Genomic DNA, 22,796 nt, shown 5'->3' on the forward strand with positions numbered 1-22,796 from the left:
CCGAGACGCCAGACTAGTGGGCTAGGGCTTTAATGAAAACTGAATAATAATGAGCGAAACATTCACGTTTGGAGAAAGGCTGTGGACCTGGTGCAACTGGAAATCTTCAAGGCCGTGGCAGAGCAGGGCAGCATCAGTGCCGCCGCGCAGCACATCCATCGGGTGCCGTCGAACCTGACCACGCGCATCAAGCAACTTGAGGAAGACCTTGGTGTGGCACTGTTCATTCGCGAGAAGAGCCGCCTGCGGCTGTCACCGGCAGGCTGGAACTTCCTCGAATACACCCGGCGTATCCTCGATCTGGTCCACGAGGCGCGACTGACGGTGGCCGGTGAAGATCCGCAAGGCACCTTCTCCCTGGGGTCGCTGGAAAGCACGGCGGCGGTGCGCATCCCGGCCTTGCTGGCGGCGTACAACCAACGCTATCCCAAGGTCGACCTGGACCTGTCTACCGGGCCATCCGGGACCATGCTCGAGGGCGTGCTGTCCGGGCGCCTGGTGGCGGCGTTCGTCGATGGGCCGGTACTGCACCCGACGCTGGAAGGTATACCGGTATTCGAGGAAGAGATGATGGTCATCGCGCCACTCAACCATGCTCCGGTGACCCGTGCCCAGGACGTCAACGGGGAAAATATCTACGCTTTCCGCGCCAACTGTTCGTACCGCCACCACTTCGAGAACTGGTTCGTCCAGGACCAGGCAGTGCCGGGCAAGATCCACGAAATGGAGTCGTACCACGGCATGTTGGCCTGTGTCAGTGCTGGTGCCGGCCTGGCCATGATGCCGCGCAGCATGCTCGACAACATGCCCGGTTGCAGCACAGTCAGCGCCTTCCCGATGTCGGAGGACTTCCGCTACCTGAAAACCTGGCTGGTGTGGCGACGGGGCACGGTGTCGCGCAGCTTGAGCATGTTCGTGAAATTGCTCGAAGAACGACGCGCAAGCTGATGTTCAGGCTGACAAAGCTGGTTTGTTAAAGCGAATTTCATCCAGGCGACCATGCGTCTGCACGAACACTGTTCCGCCGGAAGGATCAGATAATAGGTAAGCCATCCTCGAACGGAGGGTCGTACCATGCGTAATCATCACTATGCCCTGGGCGCCGCGCTGCTGGTCGCCTTGGCGCTGCCCTGGACCCTGGCGGCCGCCGCCGACCTCAATGCCCCGATCGACATGCAGGCGGTGCAGCTGCAGCAGCAGGAACAGAACGGCATCCGTTTCCTGCAAGGTGGTATTGGCCAGGACGAGGCCAATGCCCTGCGCAAGACCCCAGGCTATGACCTGCACGTCGAGCTCTCGACCGGCCCGGAAGGCAAGTTCCAGAGCGGTGCCAGTGTGGATATCCAGAATGCCCAGGGTCAGCCCGTACTAAGCGTCCCGGATGCCGGGCCGCTGCTGTACGTGCAGCTGCCTCCGGGCAAATACAAAGTTACCGGCAACGCCCAGGGCGAGACGGTGCAACAAATGGTGACCGTCAACGGCAAAACGCCTGCGACCGTGAATCTGAACTGGCGTTGATAGAGAAATATGGCAGGAGTACAGTTGTACTCCTGCCTGCACAAGGCCTGTCGTCATGAGCCTGGACCTGCAACTACAAAGCTTGGATGAGCAGGGCTATGTGCTGCTCCCCGCTGTCCTCGAGCCCTTGCGTATCGCCTTGTTGCGCTGCGCCATCGATGACCTGCAGCCCATCCACTGGGACTATCAGGGGCTGCTGGAACACTACAAGTGCGTGTTCAATCGCGATCCGCTATGGCTACCCTTTCTCGACCTGCCCGCGCCGATTGCCCTGGCCGAAGCGGCACTGGGCGCCGACTGCCATGTAATCGGGCAAACTGCCTGGCGCAGCCACCCTGGCTACCCCGGCATGGCCCTGCACCTGGACCACCTGCCCATGCAATTGCCCGATTGGCTCAGCGAACGCGGCGACTTCGTCCAACCCGCGCAGATCCTCACGGCGCAGTTGTACCTCAGCGACATCGACCAGGACATCGGGCCGACCTGGATCGTGCCCGGCAGCCATCGTGCCGGGCGGCCTCCGCTGCCTGGTGAAGACCAGTGGCAGGGCCGCCAGGCGCTGCCGGTGCTGTGCCAGGCAGGGGATGCGCTGGTGTTTCGCAGCGATGTCTGGCACAGCGGCGGAGCCAACAACAGCCAGGCACGTGTGCGCGACATGCTGCAAGTGCACTATGGCCGGCGCATGGTGGCGCAAAAGTTTTCCCCTTACCTGAACTGGCGCTTCAACCCGCAGGTGCTGGAGGCAGCCACGCCCAGGCAACGGCGTTTGCTGGGCGAGCATGCAGAAACGGAATATGACTGATGGATGTACTGACAAGGTCGATGCCAATCGAAGGGACTAGCCAATAGTGGCAATTCACTTCCAACTTTCTGATTATCTGGACAATAATCAGAAAAGTATTACTTGATGTGACCGGTCTGGATGGCCCGGTCACCATAAATCGAGGGGCATGAGCCCCCGCTTGCCGTATCGACCATCAGGAGTAGTCATTGATGAAAACCCGTCTAGCAGCTTCGCTGGCTGCAGCAGTGCTGGCCTTTGCCGCGGCCAACGTGGCCCATGCGGCGCAGGTGTCCGGTGCCGTTGGCGCAACTGGCCAAGGCGACATGACCTACCGTATCGGCCTGTCGTTCGACTGGGACAAGAAGTGGCTGGAAAGCAGCACCGGCCATGTGAGCGGATACTGGGACGCGGCCTATACCTATTGGGAAGGTGGTGAGGCCAGTGGCGCCCATTCGCTGTCGTTCAGCCCAGTGTTCACGTATGAGTTCAGCGGTTTTCGCTACACCCCCTACATCGAGGCTGGCATTGGCCTGGCGGCGTTTTCCAAGACCGACGTGGGCGACCAGCGCCTGGGGTCGGCACTGAACTTCGAGGACCGCATCGGCTTTGGCCTGAAGTTGCCGGGGGAGCAGAAGGTGGGGATCCGCGCGATGCATTATTCCAATGCAGGGCTCAAGCAGCCTAATGACGGGATCGAGTCGTACTCGCTGTTCTACAGCAAAGGGTTCTGAGGCCGGGGGTCGCTTTGCGGCCCATCGCCGGGCAAGCCCATCTGCCCCTGTTGGAGCTGGCTTGCCGGCGGTCGGCTGCAAGGCAGCCGCGGCGATTCAGAAGGTATAGGAAATGCCAGCCTGCACCGTCCGTGGCGCTCCCGGGTAGACGTAGTTGTTGAACGCCCCCTCGTCATAACCTTTGTTGAACAGGTTCTTCACGTCCAGATTCAGCCGCACGTGTTCGTTGACCTTGTAGAAGCCCAGCAGGTCGACCACGCTGTAGCTTTCCATGGTGTAGGTGCTGGCCGCCGTCTGCCCGGCCCGGTCATCCACATACTTGACGCCAACGCCCAACCCCAGTCCCTTGGCCAGGCCCTCCTGGAATTCATAGGTGTTCAGCAGGCTGAAGCTGTTGCGTGGGATGTTGGCCAAGTGGGTGCCCTTGGGCAGGGTCGTGTCCTTGGTCACCTCGGCATCCACGTAGGCATAGCCACCAATCACGCGCCATTGCGGGGTGAGGTTGCCGGCGATGTTGATATCCAGGCCCCGGCTGCGTACTTCGCCGGCTGCAATGCTGTAGGTGTTGGTCGGGTCGTTCGGGTCACGCGCCAGGACGTTCTCCTTGGTGATCTGATAGACCGCCGCATCGATGCTCAGCTGACGGTCCAGCGCCTCCCATTTCAGCCCCAGTTCATAGGACCTGCCTTTCTCCGGGTCGAAACCACCACCGCTGGCTGGCGTGCCGGTGTTGGGCTTGAACGAGCGCGCGGTATTGGCATAGACCGCCACCGTGTCAGTCAGGTCGTAGATCAGGCCAAAGCGCGGCGTGACGCCATTCTCGCTCTTGCTGAAGTCGCGATTGGCCGGCCGTTTATCGTCGTAATCGTGCTCGAAGCGCTCGAAGCGTACACCGACCAATGCCTTCAGACGCTCGGTCAGCGCCACCTGGTCCTGGATGAAGTAGGCCCAGGTCTGCAGGTTCTCACTGTCCCAGGTCGTTGGTAGCGCATCCAGCGCCGGCCTCGGCTGGCCCAGTACCGGCTCGTAGATGTCGATCGAGTAGGGCGCGGAGGAACGGCGGATGATCGAACTGTAATGGTAGTTTTCGTACTCGATGCCGGTCAGCAGGGTATGGCTGAGCGTACCGGTATCGAAATGCCCGGTCAGGTTCAACTGCCAGTCGCGATCGGTCCATTCCAGCTTGCGATAGTTGAAATTGCGATTCAGGGTACGGCCGTCTGCCTGCAATTTCGTACCTTCGACAGCATTCCCCTTGAGCGAGCCATCGAGGTACTGGAAGCCACCACCCAGCGTCCAGTCTTCGTTGAGCAGGTGCTCGAAGCGCAGTTGGGTCATGTTGTTGTCGTTGTGCAGCAGGTTGTCACTGCCTTTCTCCCAGATGTAGGTATCCCGCGAAGCGCTGCCGGTCTGGGTGGGATAGCGGGTCAGACCGCGATCCAGTGGGTGGTTGTTGCGCATGAAGTCGCCCTCGAAGACGACCTTGGTGCTGTCATTGACCTGCCAGCTGACCACCGGCGCCACATCGTAGCGCTCGCTTTGCACATCGTCGCGGAAGCTTTCGCCGCCTTCACCGAGCAGGTTGAGGCGGTAGGCCAGCGAGCCGTCCTGGTTGAGTGGCCCGCTAGCGTCCAGGGTCGCGCGGTGCATGCCCTGGTCATCGAACTGGCTGCCCAGGGTAACCTTCGCTTCCGGCAACGGCTGCTTGCTGACCACGTTGAAGGTACCGCCGGGGTCGCCTCGGCCATACAGGCTGCTGGCCGGGCCACGGATCACCTCCAGGCGTTCGACCGTGTTGGCGTCCGGGGCGTTGGGGTAACCGCGGTTGATCGGGAAGCCGTTGCGGTAGAACTCGCCGGTGGTGAAGCCACGCACGGTGAAGGTGGTCAGGCCCTGGCCGCCGAAATTGTTGGCGCGCCCGACACCGCCGGCGTAGTCCAGGCCGTCCTGCAGGCGGGTCGCACCAGTGTCTTGCAGGACGTCCTTGGGCACCACGCTGACCGATTGCGGGGTTTCATGCAGCGCGGTGTCAGTACGAGTGGCACTGGCCGAACGGGTGGCCTTGTAGCCGTCGACGGGGCCATCGGCACGCTCGCTGTCGGCATTGCCGGTAATGCTCAGGGCCTGCAGTTCGATCTGGGCGGGGGCGCCGAGCGGCTCGGGCTCGGCAAAGGCCAACGGGGAGACGGCATGAAGCACACAAAGTGAAACGAACGTACGGCGCATCGACGGGACGATCCTGGAGTAGGGCGCTGAAGGAAAGGGGCGAAAGCGGCGCAAAACTACTACGAATCATTATCAGATGCATTATTTTTATGTGGCACTGCTGTGCCAGATACCGGGCAGGCCGATCGGTGCTGGCGCCTTCGCGGGCACGCCCGCTCCCACAGGTGCGTCTCGGGTTCTGGCAACTTCGATGAGCTGTGGGAGCGGGCGTGTCCGCGAATAGCCCGGATCAGCTAACCAGCACTCAGCGGACCGCCTTGATTGCCAATACATTGCACAGCGGGTGCTCCAGTACATGCGCCGTGGTCCCGCCCAGGAAGGTCTGCAGGGCGTCATGCCGGTGGCTGCCCATCACGATCACATCTGCCCGGCTATGGCCGACGAACTGGGCAATGGCCTTGATCGCAGGGCCCTCCAAGAAGTGCCTACGCTCCAGCGGGATCTGGTGGTGGTCGCCCAGGCGGTTGAATGCCGCCCGCTGCGCGGTCCGCAGGTTGCCATCGAAGCCGGGCATGGTGACCGTCCCCGCACCGAAGTCGGCAATGTGGGTCTTCGCCGCGTCGCACACATGCAGCAGGTGCAGCTCGGCGTTGCACTGCAGGGCCAGGGCATGGGCGCAGTGGATCACCTGTTCGTCCAGATGCTCGCCAGCGCCGTGGCTGTTCAGGTCCACTGCGGCAGCGATCTGCCGGGGCAGGGGCAGCCGGATATCGCTGACCAGGTGCACGGCGACCGGGCTGTCCTTGAGCAACTGCCAGTCCAGTGGCGTCACCAGCAGGCGCTTGAGCACGGGTTCGTGCTGCACGTCCTTGATCAGCAGGTCGCACCCCAGGCGTTCGACCCGTTCCAGCACACTGCCCAGCGGGTCCCGGGTCAGCAGCAGCTCGGTGGACACATCCAGGCCAGCGTTGGCCAGTTGTTCGGCCTCGTCCGCCAGCCATTGGCGGTTGTCACTGAGCAGCCGTTCGCGTTCGCGGCTGTCGCTCATCAGGCCGAAGGTGTCGACATCGTCGACGAACACATTGATGTCCAGCAAGGCCCCGTTGGATTCCGCCAACGCCGCCGCGCGCTGCAGCGCCGGCGTGTGACGCATCTGCGGGCCGAGCATGACGAACAGACGCTTGAACTGGCTCATCGCACACCTCCACGTGTGGCAGGCCCCCCGGGTGATCTGGTCATCTTCAGTCTAGACCGGTGCAGCGTACAGCGGGGCGAAGTGTCGGGTATGATGCGTGCCCCATCTTTGTCACGAGGCCCGTCCCATGTCCCTGAGTGCTGCACAGATCGGCGAGTACCGCGCCTTTGCCGAGCAGTTGGCCGATGCTGCCGCTGAAGCGATCAAGCCCTACTTTCGCGCCAGCCTGGCTGTCGAGGACAAGGGCGGGCGCCTGTACGACCCGGTGACCGTGGCCGACAAGGCGGCCGAAGACGCCATGCGCACGCTGATCCAGGCCCGTTACCCCGAGCATGGCATTCTCGGCGAAGAAGCCGGGGTGGCTGTCGGCAGCAGCCCGCTGACCTGGGTGCTCGACCCGATCGACGGTACCCGCGCCTTCATCACCGGCCTGCCGCTGTGGGGCACGCTGATCGCCCTCAACGACGGCACGCAGCCGGTGGTAGGGGTGATGAACCAGCCATTCACCGGTGAGCGCTTCGTCGGCACGCCGGAAGGCGCCTGGCGCAACGGTACGCCGTTGAAGACTCGCGCCTGCGGCGACCTGGCGTCGGCCACGCTGATGTGCACCACCCCGGACATGTTCGACACCGCAGCACGCAAGGCTGCATTCGAGGCCGTTGCCGGCAAGGCGCGGCTGATGCGCTATGGCGGCGACTGCTATGCCTATTGCATGCTGGCCTCGGGTTTTGTCGATGTGATCGTCGAGGCCAGCCTGCAGCCTTACGACGTACAGGCGTTGATGCCGATCATCGAAGGGGCGGGCGGGGTGATCACCGCGTGGGATGGCAGCAGCGCGCAGAATGGTGGGTGCGTGGTGGCCTGCGGTGACCCAGTGCTGCATGCGCAAATGGTGGAGATGTTGCGCCACGCCATGTAAACGATGTGTTGCCTGTGCAGGCCTCGTCGCGTTACTGCCCATTGTCCACGGTTTGTCGGGATGGAGGCGCGCTAGCTCCCCGATCACTGCACTTTTTCCCGTTTCCGGGCTCTATGCTTGGCCAGGCTGCGCCGATTCCCGGTGCAGCCGCCGAATACCGACCCGGTGCCGATGGTTGCAAGCAAAACCAAAGTCCTCTCGCGTCTGCTGCTGGTTGGCGCCTTCAGCTGCCTGTGCGCCTGCACCCAGGAGCAGGGGCGCGACATGCTCGATCAGCTAGGCAACGGCAAGCCCAGCGAGCTGTTCCAGACCAGCGTCGACCGCATGGCCACGCTGTCCATGCGCGACAACCTGCAGAGCCTGTACCTGCTGATGAACAAGCTGTACCTGCGCAATCCCAGCCAGTGGAAGCTGTCCGGCTATGTCGACGCTGCCACTGCCGAGCGGCAGATCCGCATCGCCATCGAACAACGCCTGCCGCTGCCACAACTGGGCGAGCGCCGTGACCTGGCGGCCCTGAGCTTTGCCCTGAGCCCGGAGTTTCGCGGCGATCGGGTAGGGGCGTTCATCTACGCCATCGGCAGTATGCTGATCACCGCGCATGGCGGACGGACCGAGTTCTACATGACCGATACCATCGACCCGTTGTTCGTCAACAATGCTGCGCGCAACATCGAAAAAGCCACCTGGATGCTGGGCCAGCGACAAGATGCCAACGGGGAGCTGTTGCTGTTCTCCAATGAAATCTCCGAGGAAGGCAGCAACCTCAGCTTTGCCGTGGAGTTCGGCAAGATCGTGGCGCGCCTGGATTTGCTGGCCGAGTTGCTTGACGAACGCTATCGGCGGATTGGCCTGAATTACGCGCAAAGCCTGTTGTTGATGAACTTCCTGCCGGTACAGTGAAGGTGCCCGCACTGGAACAGCGTTCGATAACCGAACGCCCACGGCCGCCAGCTGTCCGCTATCCGCCCAGCCATTCCCTCCCGCGCATTGCCCAACCCCCGCGGTTTTGCTTAAGTGTGCCCATTCACCGGTTGTCGCCTGCCACCTGCGTCCCCCAGCCGGCTCGATAGAATGACCGTGATGACCGCAACCACCGCCTGCCTGGCCGTAGGACGCGGCGACCAGAACAACAACGATACCGAGTGCCTTGCCTATGGAAAGCCGCCTGCTGAGCGAGCGCAGTAGCGTGTTTCATCACGCCGACCCTTATGCCGTGTCCGATTATGTGAACCAGCATGTAGGCCAGCATTGCATCGGTCTGTCCCGCACCACCCATCCCCAGGCCAGCCTCAACCACCGCAAGTTTGCCGAACTGGACCTGTGCCGCATCAGCTATGGCGGCAGCGTACGCGTCACCTCACCGGCACTGGAAAGCATCTACCACCTGCAGGTGTTGCTCAACGGCAACTGCTTGTGGCGCGGGCCCAGGCGCGAACAACACCTGGTACCGGGCGAGCTGTTGCTGATCAACCCTGATGACCCGGTCGACCTGACCTATTCGGAAGACTGCGAGAAGTTCATCCTCAAGGTGCCGACCCGGCTGCTGGACTCGATCTGCGACGAACAACGCTGGCACCGGCCCGATGGCGGCGTGCGCTTCCTGCGCAACCACTATCGGCTGGATGAGCTGGACGGTTTCGTCAACCTGCTGGCGATGGTTTGCCATGAAGCGGAAGTGAGTGATTCGCTGCCAAGGGTACAGGGCCATTACAGCCAGATCGTCGCCAGCAAGTTGCTGACGCTGATGACCACCAATATCCGTCGCGAGAGCCTGGGTTCGCCAGGTGCAAGCCTGGAACGGATCCTCGAGCACATCGAACGCAACCTGAAGCTTGAGCTTACCGCCGAGGCACTGGCAGAGCAGGCGTGCATGAGCCTGCGCTCGTTGTATGCACTGTTCGACCGGCACCTGGGCACCACGCCCAAGCAGTATGTGCGCCAACGCAAGCTGGCCCAGGTGCATGCCTGCCTGGGCGATGCCAGTTGCAGCGTGCGCAGCGTGACCGAATTGGCCATGGACTATGGCTTCCTGCACCTGGGGCGGTTTTCCGAGGTGTATCGGCAGCAGTTTGGCGAGCTGCCGTCGGAAACCTTGCGCAACCGGCGCTGAACCAGGCCCACACCCTGCACAAAACGGATAGCACCACGCACAAACCGGATATTGCCGCCGCCTGCCAATCCCTAACCTGACCAGGTCTAAACAATAACAAGGGAGACCCTGGCCATGTCCCTGGGATTCGACTACCTCAATGCCTTGCTCGAGGACGACCGTGAAAAGGGCATCTACCGCTGCAAGCGCGAGATGTTCACCGACCCACGGCTGTTCGACCTGGAGATGAAACACATCTTCGAGGGCAACTGGATCTACCTGGCCCACGAAAGCCAGATCCCCGAGAACAACGACTTCCTCACCCTGACCATGGGGCGCCAGCCAATCTTCATCGCGCGCAACAAGGAGGGTGAGCTGAATGCCTTCCTCAACGCCTGCAGCCACCGTGGCGCCATGCTCTGCCGGCACAAGCGCGGCAACCGCTCCAGCTACACCTGCCCGTTCCACGGCTGGACGTTCAATAACAGCGGCAAGCTGCTGAAAGTGAAGGACCCAGCCAACGCCGGCTACCCTGGCAGCTTCAACTGCGACGGCTCCCACGACCTGACCAGGGTGGCGCGCTTCGAGTCGTACCGGGGCTTTCTGTTCGGCAGCCTGAAGGCCGACGTCAAGCCGCTGGTCGAACACCTGGGCGAGTCGGCGAAGATCATCGACATGATCGTCGACCAGTCGCCGGAAGGCCTGGAAGTGCTGCGAGGGGCCAGTTCGTATATCTACGAAGGCAACTGGAAGCTCACCGCCGAAAACGGTGCCGACGGATACCACGTCAGTTCCGTGCACTGGAACTACGCCGCCACCCAGAACCAGCGCAAGCAGCGCGAGGCGGGTGAGGAAATCAAGACCATGAGCGCCGGTGCCTGGGCCAAGCAGGGCGGTGGCTTCTACTCCTTCGACCACGGCCACCTGCTGCTGTGGACCCGCTGGGCCAACCCGGAAGACCGCCCGGCCTACGAGCGCCGTGAACAGCTGGCGGCCGACTTCGGCCAGGCGCGTGCCGACTGGATGATCGAGAACTCGCGCAACCTGTGCCTGTACCCGAACGTGTACCTGATGGACCAGTTCAGCTCGCAGATCCGCATCGCCCGGCCGATTTCGGTGAACAAGACCGAAATCACCATCTATTGCATCGCGCCGAAAGGCGAGAGCGCCGATGCCCGCGCCAAGCGCATTCGCCAGTATGAAGACTTCTTCAACGTCAGCGGCATGGCCACCCCGGACGACCTCGAAGAGTTCCGCTCGTGCCAGACCGGCTACGGCGGCGGCATCGGCTGGAATGACATGTCCCGTGGGGCTCAGCACTGGGTGCAAGGCGCCGACGAGGCGGCCAGGGAGATCGAGCTCAAGCCGCTGTTGTCAGGCGTGCGCACCGAGGACGAAGGCCTGTTCGTGCTGCAGCACAAGTACTGGCAGGACACCATGATCCAGGCCCTGAAGGACGAACAGCAACTGATCCCAGTGGAGGCCGTGCAATGAGCCTGTATGACACCGTGCGCGACTTCCTCTACCGCGAGGCGCGCTACCTGGATGATGCCCAGTGGGACCAGTGGCTGGAACTGTACGCCAGCGATGCCACCTTCTGGATGCCGAGCTGGGACGATGACGACACCCTCACCGAAGACCCGCAAAGCGAAATCTCGCTGATCTGGTACGGCAACCGTGGCGGCCTGGAAGACCGGGTATTCCGGATCAAGACCGAGCGTTCGAGCGCGACCGTACCCGACACCCGCACCTCGCACAACATCAGCAACATCGAGATCGTCGGGCAGGCTGACGGGCAGTGCCAGGTGCGCTTCAACTGGCACACCCTGAGCTTCCGCTACAAGACCACCGACAGTTACTTCGGCAGCAGTTTCTACACCCTCGACCTGCGCGGCGAGCAGCCGCTGATCAAGGCCAAGAAGGTGGTGCTGAAGAACGACTACGTGCGCCAGGTCATCGACATCTACCACATCTGATCCAGGGTTTTGCGAGTGCTGCCCCGGTGCGTCCTGCGACGCGCCGTGGCCCGGCTCGCCCGTGAGGTGCAACATGAGCTACCAGATCGCACTGAATTTCGAAGACGGGGTAACCCGCTTCATCGAGGCCGCCGGCCATGAAACCGTGGCCGACGCTGCCTACCGCCAGGGCATCAATATCCCGCTGGACTGCCGCGACGGCGCCTGCGGTACCTGCAAGTGCAAGGCCGAATCCGGCCGTTACGAGCTGGGCGACAACTTCATCGAAGACGCCCTGAGCGAAGACGAAATCGCCGATGGCTACGTGCTGACCTGCCAGATGCGTGCCGCAAGCGACTGCGTGATCCGCATTCCGGCCTCGTCGCAACTGTGCAAGACCGAACAGGCCTGTTTCGAGGCCGCGATCAGCGATGTGCGCCAGCTGTCGGCCAGCACCATTGCCTTGTCGATCAAGGGTGAGGCCCTCAGCCGCCTGGCGTTCCTGCCGGGGCAATACGTCAACCTCAAGGTGCCGGGCAGCGAGCAGAGCCGCGCCTATTCGTTCAGCTCGCTGCAGAAGGACGGCGAAGTCAGCTTCCTGATCCGCAACGTGCCGGGCGGGCTGATGAGCAGCTTCCTGACCAACCTGGCCAAGGCCGGCGACAGCATGACCCTGGCCGGGCCGCTGGGCAGCTTCTACCTGCGGCCGATCCAGCGTCCGCTGTTGCTGCTGGCCGGTGGCACCGGCCTGGCGCCGTTCACGGCGATGCTGGAGAAGATCGCCGAACAGGGCAGCGCGTACCCGTTGCACCTGATCTACGGCGTGACCAACGACTTCGACCTGGTCGAGCTCGACCGCCTGCAGGCCTTGGCGGCGCGCATACCCAACTTCACCTTCAGCGCCTGCGTGGCCAACCCGGACAGCCAGTACCCGCAGAAGGGCTACGTGACCCAGCACATCGAACCGCGCCACCTCAACGATGGCGATGTGGATGTGTACCTGTGCGGCCCGCCACCGATGGTCGAGGCGGTGAGCCAGTACGTGCGCGAGCAGGGCATTACACCGGCGAACTTCTACTACGAGAAGTTCGCGGCGGCGGCCTGATTCCTTTTATTCCAAGCAATACGCCGACCCTGTGGGAGCGGGCGTGCCCGCGAAGAGGCCAGCAGGTTCAACAACTTTGTCTGGTCGGACGCATTCGCGGGCATGCCCGCTCCCACAGGAACCGTGGCGAACCGGAGAGATGGATATGAACAACCGATTCCTAGGCAAGGTCGCCCTGGTCACCGGTGCCGCCCAGGGCATCGGCCGTGGCGTGTGCTGGCGGCTCAAGGCCGAAGGCGCGCAAGTGGTGGCGGTAGACCGCTCCGAACTGGTCCACGAACTGGCCGGCGACGGCATGCTCACCCTCACTGCCGATCTCGAACAGCATGCCGACTGCGCGCGCGTCATGGCCAGCGCGGTGGCCGCCTTCGGCCGCCTCGACATCCTGGTCAACAACGTCGGCGGCACCATCTGGGCCAAGCCTTTCGAGCACTACCGGGTAGAGCAGATCGAAGCCGAAGTGCGCCGCTCGCTGTTCCCCACGCTGTGGTGCTGCCATGCCGCCTTGCCCTACATGCTCGAACGCGGCAGCGGCGCCATCGTCAATGTCTCGTCCATTGCCACCCGTGGCATCAACCGCGTGCCGTACGGGGCGGCCAAGGGCGGCGTCAACGCGCTTACTGCCTGCCTGGCATTCGAAACGGCCGGCCGCGGTATCCGGGTCAACGCCACCGCGCCCGGCGGCACTGAAGCGCCACCCCGGCGCGTGCCGCGCAACAGTGCTGAACAGACCGAGCAGGAAAAGCACTGGTACCAGCAGATCGTCGATCAGACCCTCGACAGCAGCCTGATGCACCGCTACGGCAGCATCGACGAGCAGGTGGGCGCAATTCTGTTTCTCGCTTCCGACGAGGCCTCGTACATCACCGGCGTGACCTTGCCGGTGGGGGGCGGCGACCTCGGTTGAGCAGTGCCCTAGGCAAGAAAGCTTTCTTTCACAACAAAAACAAGAGTGATGGCTGCCATGCGAACCCTGGACGTACACCCGATCATCGATAATGCGCGTTTTGCCCCCTTCCACTGGATGGTCATGGCCTGGTGCGGCCTGCTGCTGATCTTCGACGGCTATGACCTGTTCATCTACGGCGTGGTACTGCCGGTGATCATGAAGGCGTGGGGCCTGACCCCATTGCAGGCCGGAGCACTGGGCAGCTATGCGCTGTTCGGCATGATGTTCGGCGCCCTGGCCTTCGGCAGCCTGGCTGACCGTATCGGGCGCAAAAAGGGGATTGCCATCTGTTTTGCCCTGTTCTCCGGGGCAACCATTCTCAATGGCTTCGCCAGCAGCCCCAGCGAGTTCGGCATCTACCGTTTCATTGCCGGCCTGGGTTGCGGTGGGCTGATGCCCAACGCCGTGGCACTGATGAACGAATACGCGCCCAAGCGCCTGCGCAGCACACTGGTGGCGATCATGTTCAGTGGCTACTCGCTGGGCGGCATGCTCTCGGCGGGCGTCGGTATCTTCATGCTGCCGCGTTTCGGCTGGGAATCGATGTTCTTTGCCGCCGCTGTGCCACTGCTGCTGTTGCCGGTGATTCTCTACTACCTGCCCGAATCGATCGGCTTCCTGGTACGCCAAGGCCGTAGCGAAGAAGCGCGCACGCTGCTCAAGCGGCTGGACCCGGCTTGCGACGTGCAGGCCGATGACCTGTTGCAGGCGGCCGACCGCAAAGGCAACGGAGCGTCGGTGCTGGAGCTGTTCCGCAATGGCCTGGCGACCCGCACCCTGGCGCTGTGGCTGGCGTTCTTCTGCTGCCTGCTGATGGTCTACGCGCTCGGTTCCTGGTTGCCGAAACTGATGGCCAATGCCGGTTACAGCCTGGGCTCGAGCCTTTCATTCCTGCTGGCACTGAACTTCGGCGGCATGGCCGGGGCGATTCTCGGCGGTTGGCTGGGCGATCGCTACAACCTGGTCAAGGTCAAGGTGGCGTTCTTCCTGGCCGCTGCATTGTCGATCAGCCTGCTCGGCGTCAACAGCCCGATGCCGGTGCTGTACCTGCTGATCTTCGTCGCCGGCGCCACCACCATCGGCACGCAGATCCTGCTGTATGCCGGCGCCGCGCAGATGTACGGGTTGTCGGTGCGCTCAACCGGGCTGGGCTGGGCCTCGGGGATCGGCCGCAACGGCGCCATCGTCGGCCCGCTGCTGGGCGGTGCACTGATGGGCATCAATTTGCCCCTGCAACTCAATTTCATCGCTTTCGCCATCCCTGGTGCGATCGCCGCATTGGCCATGGCCGTGCACCGGCCAGCGGCCGGCGGCATGCCCAGGCCGTTGCGCAGGCATAACCGGAAAAACAAGACGAGGTAAACCATCATGACCGTGAAAATTTCCCACACCGCCGCGGTACAGCAGTTCTTCGAAGAAGCCGCAGGCCTGGGTAACGAGGCCGGCCGCACGCGCCTGAAGCGTATTATGCAGCGCGTGCTGCAGGACACCGCGCGGCTGATCGAAGACCTGGAGATCAGCGAGGACGAGTTCTGGCACGCCATCGACTACCTCAACCGCCTGGGCGGGCGCGGGGAGGCTGGGCTGTTGGTGGCCGGGCTGGGCATCGAGCACTTCCTCGACCTGTTGCAGGATGCCAAGGACCAGCAGGCCGGCCTTGTCGGCGGCACCCCACGCACTATCGAGGGTCCGCTGTACGTCGCCGGCGCGCCGATTGCCGAAGGTGAAGTACGCATGGACGATGGCAGCGAGGAGGGCGTGGCTACGGTCATGTACCTGGAGGGCCGGGTGCTCGACCCGCAGGGCCGACCGCTGCCAGGCGCCACGGTTGACCTTTGGCATGCCAATACCCGCGGCACCTATTCGTTCTTCGACCAGAGCCAGTCCGGATACAACCTGCGTCGACGCATCGTTACCGATGCCGAAGGGCGCTATCGGGCCCGCTCCATCGTGCCATCGGGCTACGGCTGCGACCCGCAGGGGCCGACCCAGGAATGCCTGGACTTGCTTGGCCGCCATGGCCAGCGCCCGGCACACGTGCACTTCTTCATCTCGGCGCCGGGGCACCGCCACCTGACCACGCAGATCAACCTGGCCGGCGACCAGTACCTGTGGGACGACTTTGCCTATGCCACGCGGGACGGGCTGGTGGGGGAGGTGGTGTTCGTCGAAGGGCCGGCCGGGCGGCATGGCGAATTGCAGTTCGACTTCCAGCTGCAGCAGGCCCAGGACGGCGCAGATGAGCAGCGCAGTGGGCGGCCGCGGGCTTTGCAGGAGGCCTGATCGACCGAGACGGTATTTCCGCGGGCTTGCTCGCTCCCATAGGTCCGGCACCGGCCTCGAACCTGGATGGTCCGGTGGGGCGGGCGAGCCCGCAAAGATGCCATTACAAAACAAGGCCCGGTCATCAAGGCTGGCCGCCGCCTTGCGAGAAGCTTCATGAAAGCCCTGATCAAGGACAGCTCGCTGTCCGCCATGGTCGCCGGCTGCCTCCCCATAAATCGCAATGTTTCCAACGCTTTATCCATAAAAACAAGATCAAGAGAGCTTCGGAATGAACCACACCCCTTGCGTCGCCCTAGGCCTGACGTTGCTCAGCCAACCCTTGCTGGCCGCTGAAGGCGGCTTCTTCGAGGATGCGAAGGCCAGCCTGAGTGCCCGAAACTACTACTTCAGCCGCGACTTCTCGGACATTGTCGGGGCCAACCGGCAATCCAAGGCCGAAGAGTGGGCCCAGGGTTTCATCCTCGACTTCAAGTCGGGGTACACGCCCGGCACCGTCGGTTTTGGTGTGGATGCCCTGGGCCTGCTGGGCATCAAGCTCGACAGCAGCCCCGAGCGCACCAACACCGGCCTGCTGCCGGTGCATGGCGACGGCCGTGCCGCCGACGAGTACAGCCGCCTGGCGCCGACCTTCAAGGCTCGCGTGTCGAAAACCGAACTGCGCGTCGGCGAACTGCAACCGAACCTGCCCGTGCTGACCTTCAGTGACATCCGCCTGCTTCCCCCGACCTACCAGGGCGCCAGCCTGAGCTCGGCGGATATCGACGGGCTGACCCTGCAGGCCGGCCACCTGCACAGCACCCACCTGCGCAACGAAGGCGGGGACGGCAAGATGAACGCCATGCTCGGCCATGTGCCGATGCGCCAGGCTGCCAGTGATGCCTTCAACTACCTGGGCGGGGATTATGCGTTCAATGCCAACCAGAGCAGTGTCAGCCTCTGGTATGGGCAGCTGGAGGACATCTACGAGCAGGGCTTTGTCGGCTTCAAGCACAGCAAACCTCTGGGCGACTGGGTGCTCGCGGCCAACCTGGGGTACTTCACGGCCCGCGAGGATGGCGATGCGTTGCTGGGCAATATCGACAACCAGGCGTTCTTTTCGCTGTTCACGGCCCGTCATGGCGGGCACAGTTTCCATGCTGGCTACCAGGGTATCTATGGTGACAGCCCGTTCCCACGGGTATTCGCCAACATCTCGCCGCTGGGTAACGAGGTACCGACCTACGAGTTCGCCTACACCGACGAACGCTCTTACCAGGTGCGCTATGACTACAACTTTGCGGCCATGGGTGTGCCGGGGCTGACTGCGACCGTGCGCTATATCAGCGGTAACAACGTCGACACCGGGCACGGATATGAAGGACGTGACCGCGAGCGCGACCTGGACATCGGCTATGCGGTACAGAGTGGGGTGCTGAAGGGGCTGGGCATCCGGGTGCGCAATGCCATGGCACGGTCCAACTACCGTAGCGATATCGACGAAAATCGCCTGACGCTGGTTTACACCTGGCAATTGTTCTAGATCCGGGAATTGCGCCTCGCGGCGGGATGAGGGTAGCTTTCGGAAACCTACCCATTCAGGAATGCCACCCGTGGACTCGATTACCCAAGCCGTACTCGGCGCCGCCTTGCAAGGCACCGTGCTTGGCCGCATCCAGGGCCGCCGTTCGCTGCTGTATGGTGCGGCGCTGGCTACGCTTCCCGACCTTGACGTGATCATCCGCTACGCCGATCCGGTCTCGCAGATGACCTATCACCGCGGCTTCTCCCACTCGCTGTTCGTGCTGACCGGGCTGGCCTGGCTGCTGGCCTGGCTGGTCAACACCCGCTGGCCAGGCAAGGGCTACACCTTGCCCAGGTTGTTCCTGGCGTTCTGGCTGGTACTGGTCACCCACCCGTTGCTCGATGCCTTCACGGTGTATGGCACGCAGTTGTTCTGGCCTTTGCAGACCACCCCGCTGAGCTGGGCAGCGGTCTTCATCATCGACCCGGTCTACACCCTGCCACTGCTGGCGGCGGTGCTCTATGCAAGCTGCCAAGGGCTGACCCGCAGGGCCATGCAGCTGCTGACCCTGGCCCTGCTATTCGGCGCGGCCTACCTGGGTTTCGGCCTGGCCGGGCGCATGGCGGCCGAGCAGCGCTTCCAGGCGGCGCTCGACCAGCAAGGCCTTGTCGCCAGCGAGGTACGTGCCGTGCCGATCGCCTTCAACAGCCTGGTCTGGCGGGTACTGGCCAAGACCCCGGATGGCGATTACTACGAAGGCATCAGCAGCGGGTTTGACCGGCGAGCGCCAGAAATGCAGCGCTTGCCACGTAACCTTGAACTGGCCAAGGTGCTTGCCGACCAGCCATTGCACGCGCGCTTGCGCTGGTTTACCGATGACTGGTTGCGCTATGACCAGATCGGCGATGCGCTGGTGGTCACCGACCTGCGCATGGGTATTCCGGGAAACTATACGTTCCGTTTCACCATGGCCCATCGCGACGGCCAGGGCCGCTGGAGGGTCGATGTCCCCTCGATGTGGCAGGGCGCCGGGCCTGGGTCGATGTTCAATGGCGATGACCTGGTGCTGATCTGGCGACGTATCGTCGACCAGCAGCCGCCGTTACCGTTGGCTGCGTGGACCGACCGTTACCTGGGCGTCAGCACCGCTGAGCGTGGGCGCTGAGCTGCCAATGGCTGATGCCTGAGCGGGCTCACCTGCGAAAGGGGCAGAACAGTACGGCAGTCAGCTGCGCGCGAGCCGCCCGCTCACATAATGAGCCACATCATTGAAGCCCGGCGTCGACGCATGCCCCGGCGTCACCAGCGAATCGATGAATGCCTCGTCCTCGGCGGTGATCTCCACTGCCAGTGCGCCACCATAGGTGGCCCACTGCTCCTCGGTGCGCGGCCCGACAATCGCCGAGCTGACCAGCTGGTTGTTCAGCACCCAGGCAATCGCGAACTCGACGATGCCGACGCCCTTGGCCTGCACGTAGGCCTGGATCTGCCGGGCAATGGCCAGCGACTCCTGGCGCCACTCCACCTCCATGATGCGTTTGTCCTGGCGCCCGGCCCGGCTACCTGAATCCGGCGTGGCACCCGGTGCATACTTGCCGCTGAGCACGCCGCGCGCCAGCGGGCTGTAGGGCACCACACCCAGGCCGTGGGCACCGGCAGCCGTCAGTTGCTCGGCTTCTGCCTGACGGTTGACGATGTTGTACAGTGGCTGGCTGATCACCGGCTTGGGAACGCCCAGGCGCTCGGCAATGTGGCAAACCTCGGCGATACGCCAGCCGCGGAAGTTGGATACACCCCAATAACGGATCTTGCCCTGACGCAGCAGGTCGCCGATCGCTTGCACGCTTTCTTCCAGCGGCACCTTGTGGTCTTCGCGGTGCAGGTAGTAGATGTCCAGGTAGTCCATGTCCATGCGTGTCAAGGTGGCATGCAGGGCGTTGAAGATGTGCTTGCGCGACAACCCACTGCGGTTGGGCAGGCCGTCTGCCGGGCCGAAACCGACCTTGCTGGCGACGATCCAGTCCTGACGATGGCGCGCTACCGCTTCGCCGACGATTTCTTCCGAGCGCCCGGCGTTGTACACATCGGCGGTGTCGATGAAGTTGATGCCCTGGTCCCAGGCCTTGTCGATGATGCGCAGGGCGTCTTCGGTGCTGGTCTGCTCGCCGAACATCATGCTGCCCAGGGTCAGGGCGGAAACCTGCAGGCCACTGTGGCCAAGGGGGCGGTAAATCATGCGCGTGGTTCCTTTTGCAGTCGGCTGAGCTGCCTGTTTTACACACAACCGGGGCGCATTGAAAGGCGCACCTCAGCCGATCAGCGGCCATGCCTCCTGCAGGCTCAACGGGCGCTTCATGCGTTGCGACAGCGTTGCCATGGCGTCCGAGTAGCCCTTGGCGATAACCGCTTCGACCCGCTCGCCCACGCATTGCAAGGCAATGAAGTCACCTTGCTCCGGCGCGCCGACGAACTCGATACGGTTCCAGTCCTGCGCATGGCCCAATACCTCATAGGTGCGGCCGTGCTGGTAGGTCCAGAAGAACGGCACGTCGGCGTAGCGGCGCTGTTCGCCGAGCATGTTCGCGGCGGCGATCACCCCATGTTGCTGGGCCAGGCGCCAGTGTTCGATGCGTACCGGGCGCCCGGTGAGCGGGAAGGTGGCAATATCGCCCGCGGCCCACAGGCCATCAGCAGCACGCATTTCGGCATCGACTTGCACCGACTTGTCTTCCCGCAGCTGCAGGCCCTGAATGAACGCGGTGGCCGGTTTGACCCCGGTGCCGAGCAAGACCAGGGGCGTCTGCAGCCGTTCGCCGTTCGCCAGCAGCACGGCTTCGACCTTGCCATGGCCGTCGATGCGCTCGACCTCGGTGGGGCCATGGAAGACAACCCCTTTGCGTTCGTGCAGCTCGCGGATACTGCGGCCGATGCGCTCACCCAATTGGCGGACCAGGGGCACTTCATGGCGGCTGACCAGGTGCACCTGCACGCCGTATTTACGCAAGGCCGAGGCGGCCTCCAGGCCGATGAAACCGTCGCCGACGATCACCACCGGCTGGCCGGGTTCGGCAGCGTCGAGCAACTGCGCGGCATCCTCCCGTGAGCGCAGGGTAAACACCCCGGGCAGGTCGACACCCGGGATCTCGGGCCGCAGCGCCTTGCCACCGGTGGCCAGCAGGCAGGCGTCATAATCGATCTGCTGGCCGTCGCCCAGAGTAACCTGGCGTTTCTGGCTGTTCAGTGAGCGGACCTTGCCATGCTTGCGCTCCAGCCGGCCCTTGCGCAGGGTGTCGGCATCAAGCAGCGCAGGTACTTCATCGGGCGACATCTGCCCGGCGATCACGAATTTGCTGAGGGCCGTGCGGTCGTAGGCTGACTGGCGTTCCTGGTCGACCCAGACCAGGCGCCCGGCGAAACCGTGGGCCAGCAGCGTGGCGACCGCGGCGCTGCCGGCTGCACCGGCGCCGACCACCACGAAGCATCGGGCATCGCTGTGCCGGGGCGGCTCGATGGCCGGCAAGGCCTGGTCATCGACCCACACCTGGTCGCCTTCGACCCAGGCCTTGTAGCGGCGCAGGTCGGTCAAGGCCGGCGGCTCGCACAGCGCGCCTTCGTCAACGGCGAACGCGGCCTTGTGCCACGGGCAGACCAGCAGGCCGCCACACACCACGCCTTCATCGAGCGGGGCGCCTTCATGGGGGCACGTGGCCTGGTAGGCGTGCACCTGGTCGCCCTGGCGGATCAGGATGAGTTCTTCGCTGCCGGCCTGGACGCGCAGGGGGCGGTGTTCGTCAAGCTGGGCCAGGCGGGCCACGGCGTGCTGGGTCATCGGCGTTCTCCAAAGGGCCTTTGCCACCATTTGACGCCTGGGCTGGGGCGAGGATGCGTCGAGCCGACAATCGGAGAGGGCGCGCCACCGCTGGCGTGACTGCAGGAGCGGATTTATCCGCGATGCAGACGACGCGGTGGCTGGCACCGGCTGTGCCGGTGATCGCGGCTGAAGCCGCTTGTATCCTGCCGATCGGTGAGTGCCTGCCCTGACGAGGGGCAGGCTATCAACAATCAGATCATCCAGTTGTGAATGATTATGGCCCAGGGGTGCCGATAGTCACTACAAACGATGCTGTTTCTTTATCAGACTGGGCAATCACAATTGAATTATTTCCCAGCCCCTGCGCTCTGGAAAATTTTGCATGCCATGTATTATTTTTATCCGCAGTGACCTCTTTGCTCTCGCTGTGATTGCCGATCAGGTATTGAACGTTAACATTGGCACCTGCCTTGGCACTGCCGAAAACGACGAAACTGTTCTTTGTCGTTACATCCTTGCCTTGCTCAAGTGCAAACTGCAACGTATTGCCAGGGCTTTCGGCGACTTCGATGATGAGACCACGAATGTTAAGTGCGGACATATTCAATCTCCCAAGTGTGTTTGTTCATGCAGCGGTGCCGATTAAAAGACTTACGTACTAACCGCACAACTAGCAGAATTATCAGGTGATTTTTTCTGTCCTGCCCTCTAACTTGCCTTGGTGGCGACTGATTTCTTTTGTGTATCGGCCCAAGGCCGGCATGCGTTACTGTCTGTCATCGAGGGAATGCACCTGGGCCTGGCTGGCCGGGAGTACGGCCAGCTCGCCAAAGCGCTGTGCCGCGTCGATGTAGCGCAAGGCTGACTTGGCGTCCTTCCAGCCCACGTAGCTCATCAATGCCTTCAGTTCCCAGCCGTTGGCCGTAGCCCAGGTGGCGAAACCACGGCGCAGCGAATGACCGGTGTACAGCGCAGCCGGCACCCCGGCGCGTTCCAGCATGCGCCGCAGCAGGCCGACCAGGCTGTTGCTGTTGAGTGCGGTTTCGCTCAGGTTGCCCCAGCGGTCGAGCTTGCGGAACACCGGCCCGTGGGCGATGCCGGCCACCTCCAGCCATTGCAGGTAGGCCGTGACCGGGCACAGCGCCTTCAGCGCCGGGGTGCGGTGTTGTACGCCCAGCGCTTCCCGGTCGCCCTTGCTGCGCGGCAGGAACAGAGTGATGCCGACACCTGCCTCGGCCTGGATGTGCTCGACGCGCAGCCGCGCCAGTTCATCGCCACGAAAACCGCGCCAGAAGCCCAGCAACAGCAAGGCCGCGTCGCGGCGGGCCCGACGCAGGGCAGCCAGGTCATGCCGTTCCCGGGCGTGGCAGGCCTCCGCTTCGAAGCACTGCACGGCGGTTTGCAGGTGCTGCAGCAACAACGGCGCGGCCTGCCGGGGCGGGTTCGGGTGCAAGGTGCGGATGCCGCGCAGCACCTGGCGCACCAACGGGGCCTTGGTCGGGTCGGGGAAGCCTTGGGCAAGGTGCCATTGGCTGAGTGCAGCCAGCCGTTGGCGCAGGGTACTGACGGCGTGCTGGTCGGCGTGGTCGGCCAGATAGCGGGCGATGTGCTCGGCCGTGGCCGGGAGGAAGCCGCCCCAGTGGGTTTCGAAGTGCTCGATGGCGGCCTGGTAGCTGCGCCGGGTGTTGTCACGGGTGGCGGCGCGCAGGTAGCGCTGGATGTCGGTCATGGTGCGAGGGGCGGTTGGCGATGGACACCACAATAAACCGAAATGCCGTGCCTGT

At 63.3% G+C, this 22,796-nt stretch carries 20 protein-coding genes and 1 pseudogene; 15 read left to right on the forward strand and 6 right to left on the reverse strand.

Going from position 1 to position 22,796, the window contains the following annotated elements; genetic code table 11:
- Window positions 1-81: 81 nt before the first annotated feature.
- The 4 genes from ptrR to HU760_RS13010 all read left to right on the forward strand — a co-directional run bounded on the left by ptrR (window position 82) and on the right by HU760_RS13010 (window position 3,033).
- Window positions 82-948, forward strand: a complete 867-nt coding sequence (ptrR, locus tag HU760_RS12995) for a putrescine utilization regulator PtrR (protein ID WP_186674173.1) — start codon at window positions 82-84, stop codon at window positions 946-948.
- Between the two features lie 126 nt (window positions 949-1,074).
- Window positions 1,075-1,518 (forward strand): carboxypeptidase regulatory-like domain-containing protein, encoded by a 444-nt coding sequence (locus tag HU760_RS13000; protein WP_186674172.1) that lies wholly within the window; start codon window positions 1,075-1,077, stop codon window positions 1,516-1,518.
- 55 nt (window positions 1,519-1,573) lie between these two features.
- A complete protein-coding gene (locus HU760_RS13005) occupies window positions 1,574-2,320 on the forward strand; it encodes a phytanoyl-CoA dioxygenase family protein (protein WP_186674171.1) in 747 nt (248 codons plus the stop codon).
- 191 nt (window positions 2,321-2,511) lie between these two features.
- Window positions 2,512-3,033: an acyloxyacyl hydrolase gene (locus tag HU760_RS13010; protein ID WP_186674170.1), complete on the forward strand. Its 522-nt coding sequence runs from the start codon at window positions 2,512-2,514 to the stop codon at window positions 3,031-3,033.
- Window positions 3,034-3,129: 96 nt separating this feature from the next.
- On the opposite strand, the gene HU760_RS13015 is transcribed toward HU760_RS13010, so the two are convergent.
- Window positions 3,130-5,259, reverse strand: coding sequence for a TonB-dependent siderophore receptor (locus tag HU760_RS13015; protein ID WP_186674169.1), 2,130 nt, complete (start codon window positions 5,257-5,259; stop codon window positions 3,130-3,132).
- A 244-nt stretch (window positions 5,260-5,503) separates the two neighbouring features.
- A complete protein-coding gene (locus HU760_RS13020; protein WP_186674168.1) occupies window positions 5,504-6,394 on the reverse strand; it encodes a universal stress protein in 891 nt (296 codons plus the stop codon).
- A gap of 127 nt (window positions 6,395-6,521) precedes the next feature.
- Here HU760_RS13020 and hisN point away from each other — a divergent pair, with 127 nt between their 5' ends.
- The 11 genes and pseudogenes from hisN to HU760_RS13075 all read left to right on the forward strand — a co-directional run bounded on the left by hisN (window position 6,522) and on the right by HU760_RS13075 (window position 18,366).
- Window positions 6,522-7,313 (forward strand): histidinol-phosphatase, encoded by a 792-nt coding sequence (gene hisN / locus HU760_RS13025; RefSeq protein WP_186674167.1) that lies wholly within the window; start codon window positions 6,522-6,524, stop codon window positions 7,311-7,313.
- A gap of 171 nt (window positions 7,314-7,484) precedes the next feature.
- Entirely contained in the window at window positions 7,485-8,216 is a 732-nt protein-coding gene (locus HU760_RS13030; RefSeq protein WP_186674166.1) for a hypothetical protein, read from the forward strand.
- Between the two features lie 253 nt (window positions 8,217-8,469).
- Window positions 8,470-9,426: a helix-turn-helix transcriptional regulator gene (locus HU760_RS13035; RefSeq protein ID WP_186674165.1), complete on the forward strand. Its 957-nt coding sequence runs from the start codon at window positions 8,470-8,472 to the stop codon at window positions 9,424-9,426.
- A 114-nt stretch (window positions 9,427-9,540) separates the two neighbouring features.
- Complete coding sequence (benA, locus tag HU760_RS13040) at window positions 9,541-10,899, forward strand: benzoate 1,2-dioxygenase large subunit (RefSeq protein ID WP_186674164.1); 1,359 nt, start codon at window positions 9,541-9,543, stop codon at window positions 10,897-10,899.
- On the forward strand, window positions 10,896-11,381 hold the full coding sequence (gene benB, locus HU760_RS13045) for a benzoate 1,2-dioxygenase small subunit (protein WP_186674163.1): 486 nt from the start codon (window positions 10,896-10,898) through the stop codon (window positions 11,379-11,381). The genes benA and benB overlap by 4 nt, the downstream gene beginning before the upstream one ends.
- Before the next feature lie 73 nt (window positions 11,382-11,454).
- Window positions 11,455-12,465 carry a benzoate 1,2-dioxygenase electron transfer component BenC gene (gene benC, locus HU760_RS13050; protein WP_186674162.1) on the forward strand — a complete coding sequence of 337 codons (1,011 nt, stop codon included), beginning with the start codon at window positions 11,455-11,457 and terminating at the stop codon, window positions 12,463-12,465.
- A gap of 145 nt (window positions 12,466-12,610) precedes the next feature.
- The gene (locus HU760_RS13055) at window positions 12,611-13,372 is read left to right on the forward strand and encodes a 1,6-dihydroxycyclohexa-2,4-diene-1-carboxylate dehydrogenase (RefSeq protein ID WP_186674161.1); all 762 of its coding nucleotides are present in this window, start codon (window positions 12,611-12,613) and stop codon (window positions 13,370-13,372) included.
- Between the two features lie 57 nt (window positions 13,373-13,429).
- Window positions 13,430-14,754 (forward strand): annotated as a pseudogene (locus HU760_RS13060) (MFS transporter).
- Between the two features lie 28 nt (window positions 14,755-14,782).
- Complete coding sequence (gene catA / locus HU760_RS13065; protein ID WP_186674160.1) at window positions 14,783-15,697, forward strand: catechol 1,2-dioxygenase; 915 nt, start codon at window positions 14,783-14,785, stop codon at window positions 15,695-15,697.
- Between the two features lie 271 nt (window positions 15,698-15,968).
- The gene (locus HU760_RS13070) at window positions 15,969-17,219 is read left to right on the forward strand and encodes an OprD family porin (RefSeq protein ID WP_186674159.1); all 1,251 of its coding nucleotides are present in this window, start codon (window positions 15,969-15,971) and stop codon (window positions 17,217-17,219) included.
- 70 nt (window positions 17,220-17,289) lie between these two features.
- Window positions 17,290-18,366 (forward strand): metal-dependent hydrolase, encoded by a 1,077-nt coding sequence (locus tag HU760_RS13075; RefSeq protein ID WP_186674158.1) that lies wholly within the window; start codon window positions 17,290-17,292, stop codon window positions 18,364-18,366.
- A gap of 60 nt (window positions 18,367-18,426) precedes the next feature.
- On the opposite strand, the gene HU760_RS13080 is transcribed toward HU760_RS13075, so the two are convergent.
- From HU760_RS13080 to HU760_RS13095, 4 genes are all read right to left on the reverse strand, one after another.
- Window positions 18,427-19,437 (reverse strand): aldo/keto reductase, encoded by a 1,011-nt coding sequence (locus HU760_RS13080; protein WP_186674157.1) that lies wholly within the window; start codon window positions 19,435-19,437, stop codon window positions 18,427-18,429.
- 72 nt (window positions 19,438-19,509) lie between these two features.
- Entirely contained in the window at window positions 19,510-21,030 is a 1,521-nt protein-coding gene (locus HU760_RS13085) for an FAD-dependent oxidoreductase (RefSeq protein WP_186674156.1), read from the reverse strand.
- A 256-nt stretch (window positions 21,031-21,286) separates the two neighbouring features.
- On the reverse strand, window positions 21,287-21,613 hold the full coding sequence (locus tag HU760_RS13090) for a hypothetical protein (protein WP_186674155.1): 327 nt from the start codon (window positions 21,611-21,613) through the stop codon (window positions 21,287-21,289).
- A 165-nt stretch (window positions 21,614-21,778) separates the two neighbouring features.
- Window positions 21,779-22,741: a site-specific integrase gene (locus HU760_RS13095; RefSeq protein ID WP_186674154.1), complete on the reverse strand. Its 963-nt coding sequence runs from the start codon at window positions 22,739-22,741 to the stop codon at window positions 21,779-21,781.
- Window positions 22,742-22,796 lie beyond the last annotated feature (55 nt).

It is taken from the genome of Pseudomonas oryzicola, from assembly GCF_014269185.2.
In the GTDB taxonomy this organism is placed as follows: domain Bacteria; phylum Pseudomonadota; class Gammaproteobacteria; order Pseudomonadales; family Pseudomonadaceae; genus Aquipseudomonas; species Aquipseudomonas oryzicola.

What these genes read in the sequence shown, in the direction of transcription:
- HU760_RS13020 (WP_186674168.1), bottom strand. Translation starts at nt 6,394, where the DNA reads ATGAGCCAGTTCAAGCGTCTGTTCGTCATGCTCGGCCCGCAGATGCGT.
- HU760_RS13095 (WP_186674154.1), bottom strand. Translation starts at nt 22,741, where the DNA reads ATGACCGACATCCAGCGCTACCTGCGCGCCGCCACCCGTGACAACACC.
- HU760_RS13000 (WP_186674172.1), top strand. Translation starts at nt 1,075, where the DNA reads ATGCGTAATCATCACTATGCCCTGGGCGCCGCGCTGCTGGTCGCCTTG.
- HU760_RS13035 (WP_186674165.1), top strand. Translation starts at nt 8,470, where the DNA reads ATGGAAAGCCGCCTGCTGAGCGAGCGCAGTAGCGTGTTTCATCACGCC.
- benA (WP_186674164.1), top strand. Translation starts at nt 9,541, where the DNA reads ATGTCCCTGGGATTCGACTACCTCAATGCCTTGCTCGAGGACGACCGT.
- HU760_RS13005 (WP_186674171.1), top strand. Translation starts at nt 1,574, where the DNA reads ATGAGCCTGGACCTGCAACTACAAAGCTTGGATGAGCAGGGCTATGTG.
- HU760_RS13015 (WP_186674169.1), bottom strand. Translation starts at nt 5,259, where the DNA reads ATGCGCCGTACGTTCGTTTCACTTTGTGTGCTTCATGCCGTCTCCCCG.
- HU760_RS13010 (WP_186674170.1), top strand. Translation starts at nt 2,512, where the DNA reads ATGAAAACCCGTCTAGCAGCTTCGCTGGCTGCAGCAGTGCTGGCCTTT.
- benB (WP_186674163.1), top strand. Translation starts at nt 10,896, where the DNA reads ATGAGCCTGTATGACACCGTGCGCGACTTCCTCTACCGCGAGGCGCGC.
- HU760_RS13085 (WP_186674156.1), bottom strand. Translation starts at nt 21,030, where the DNA reads ATGACCCAGCACGCCGTGGCCCGCCTGGCCCAGCTTGACGAACACCGC.
- benC (WP_186674162.1), top strand. Translation starts at nt 11,455, where the DNA reads ATGAGCTACCAGATCGCACTGAATTTCGAAGACGGGGTAACCCGCTTC.
- HU760_RS13080 (WP_186674157.1), bottom strand. Translation starts at nt 19,437, where the DNA reads ATGATTTACCGCCCCCTTGGCCACAGTGGCCTGCAGGTTTCCGCCCTG.
- hisN (WP_186674167.1), top strand. Translation starts at nt 6,522, where the DNA reads ATGTCCCTGAGTGCTGCACAGATCGGCGAGTACCGCGCCTTTGCCGAG.
- catA (WP_186674160.1), top strand. Translation starts at nt 14,783, where the DNA reads ATGACCGTGAAAATTTCCCACACCGCCGCGGTACAGCAGTTCTTCGAA.
- HU760_RS13030 (WP_186674166.1), top strand. Translation starts at nt 7,485, where the DNA reads ATGGTTGCAAGCAAAACCAAAGTCCTCTCGCGTCTGCTGCTGGTTGGC.
- HU760_RS13090 (WP_186674155.1), bottom strand. Translation starts at nt 21,613, where the DNA reads ATGTCCGCACTTAACATTCGTGGTCTCATCATCGAAGTCGCCGAAAGC.
- HU760_RS13070 (WP_186674159.1), top strand. Translation starts at nt 15,969, where the DNA reads ATGAACCACACCCCTTGCGTCGCCCTAGGCCTGACGTTGCTCAGCCAA.
- HU760_RS13055 (WP_186674161.1), top strand. Translation starts at nt 12,611, where the DNA reads ATGAACAACCGATTCCTAGGCAAGGTCGCCCTGGTCACCGGTGCCGCC.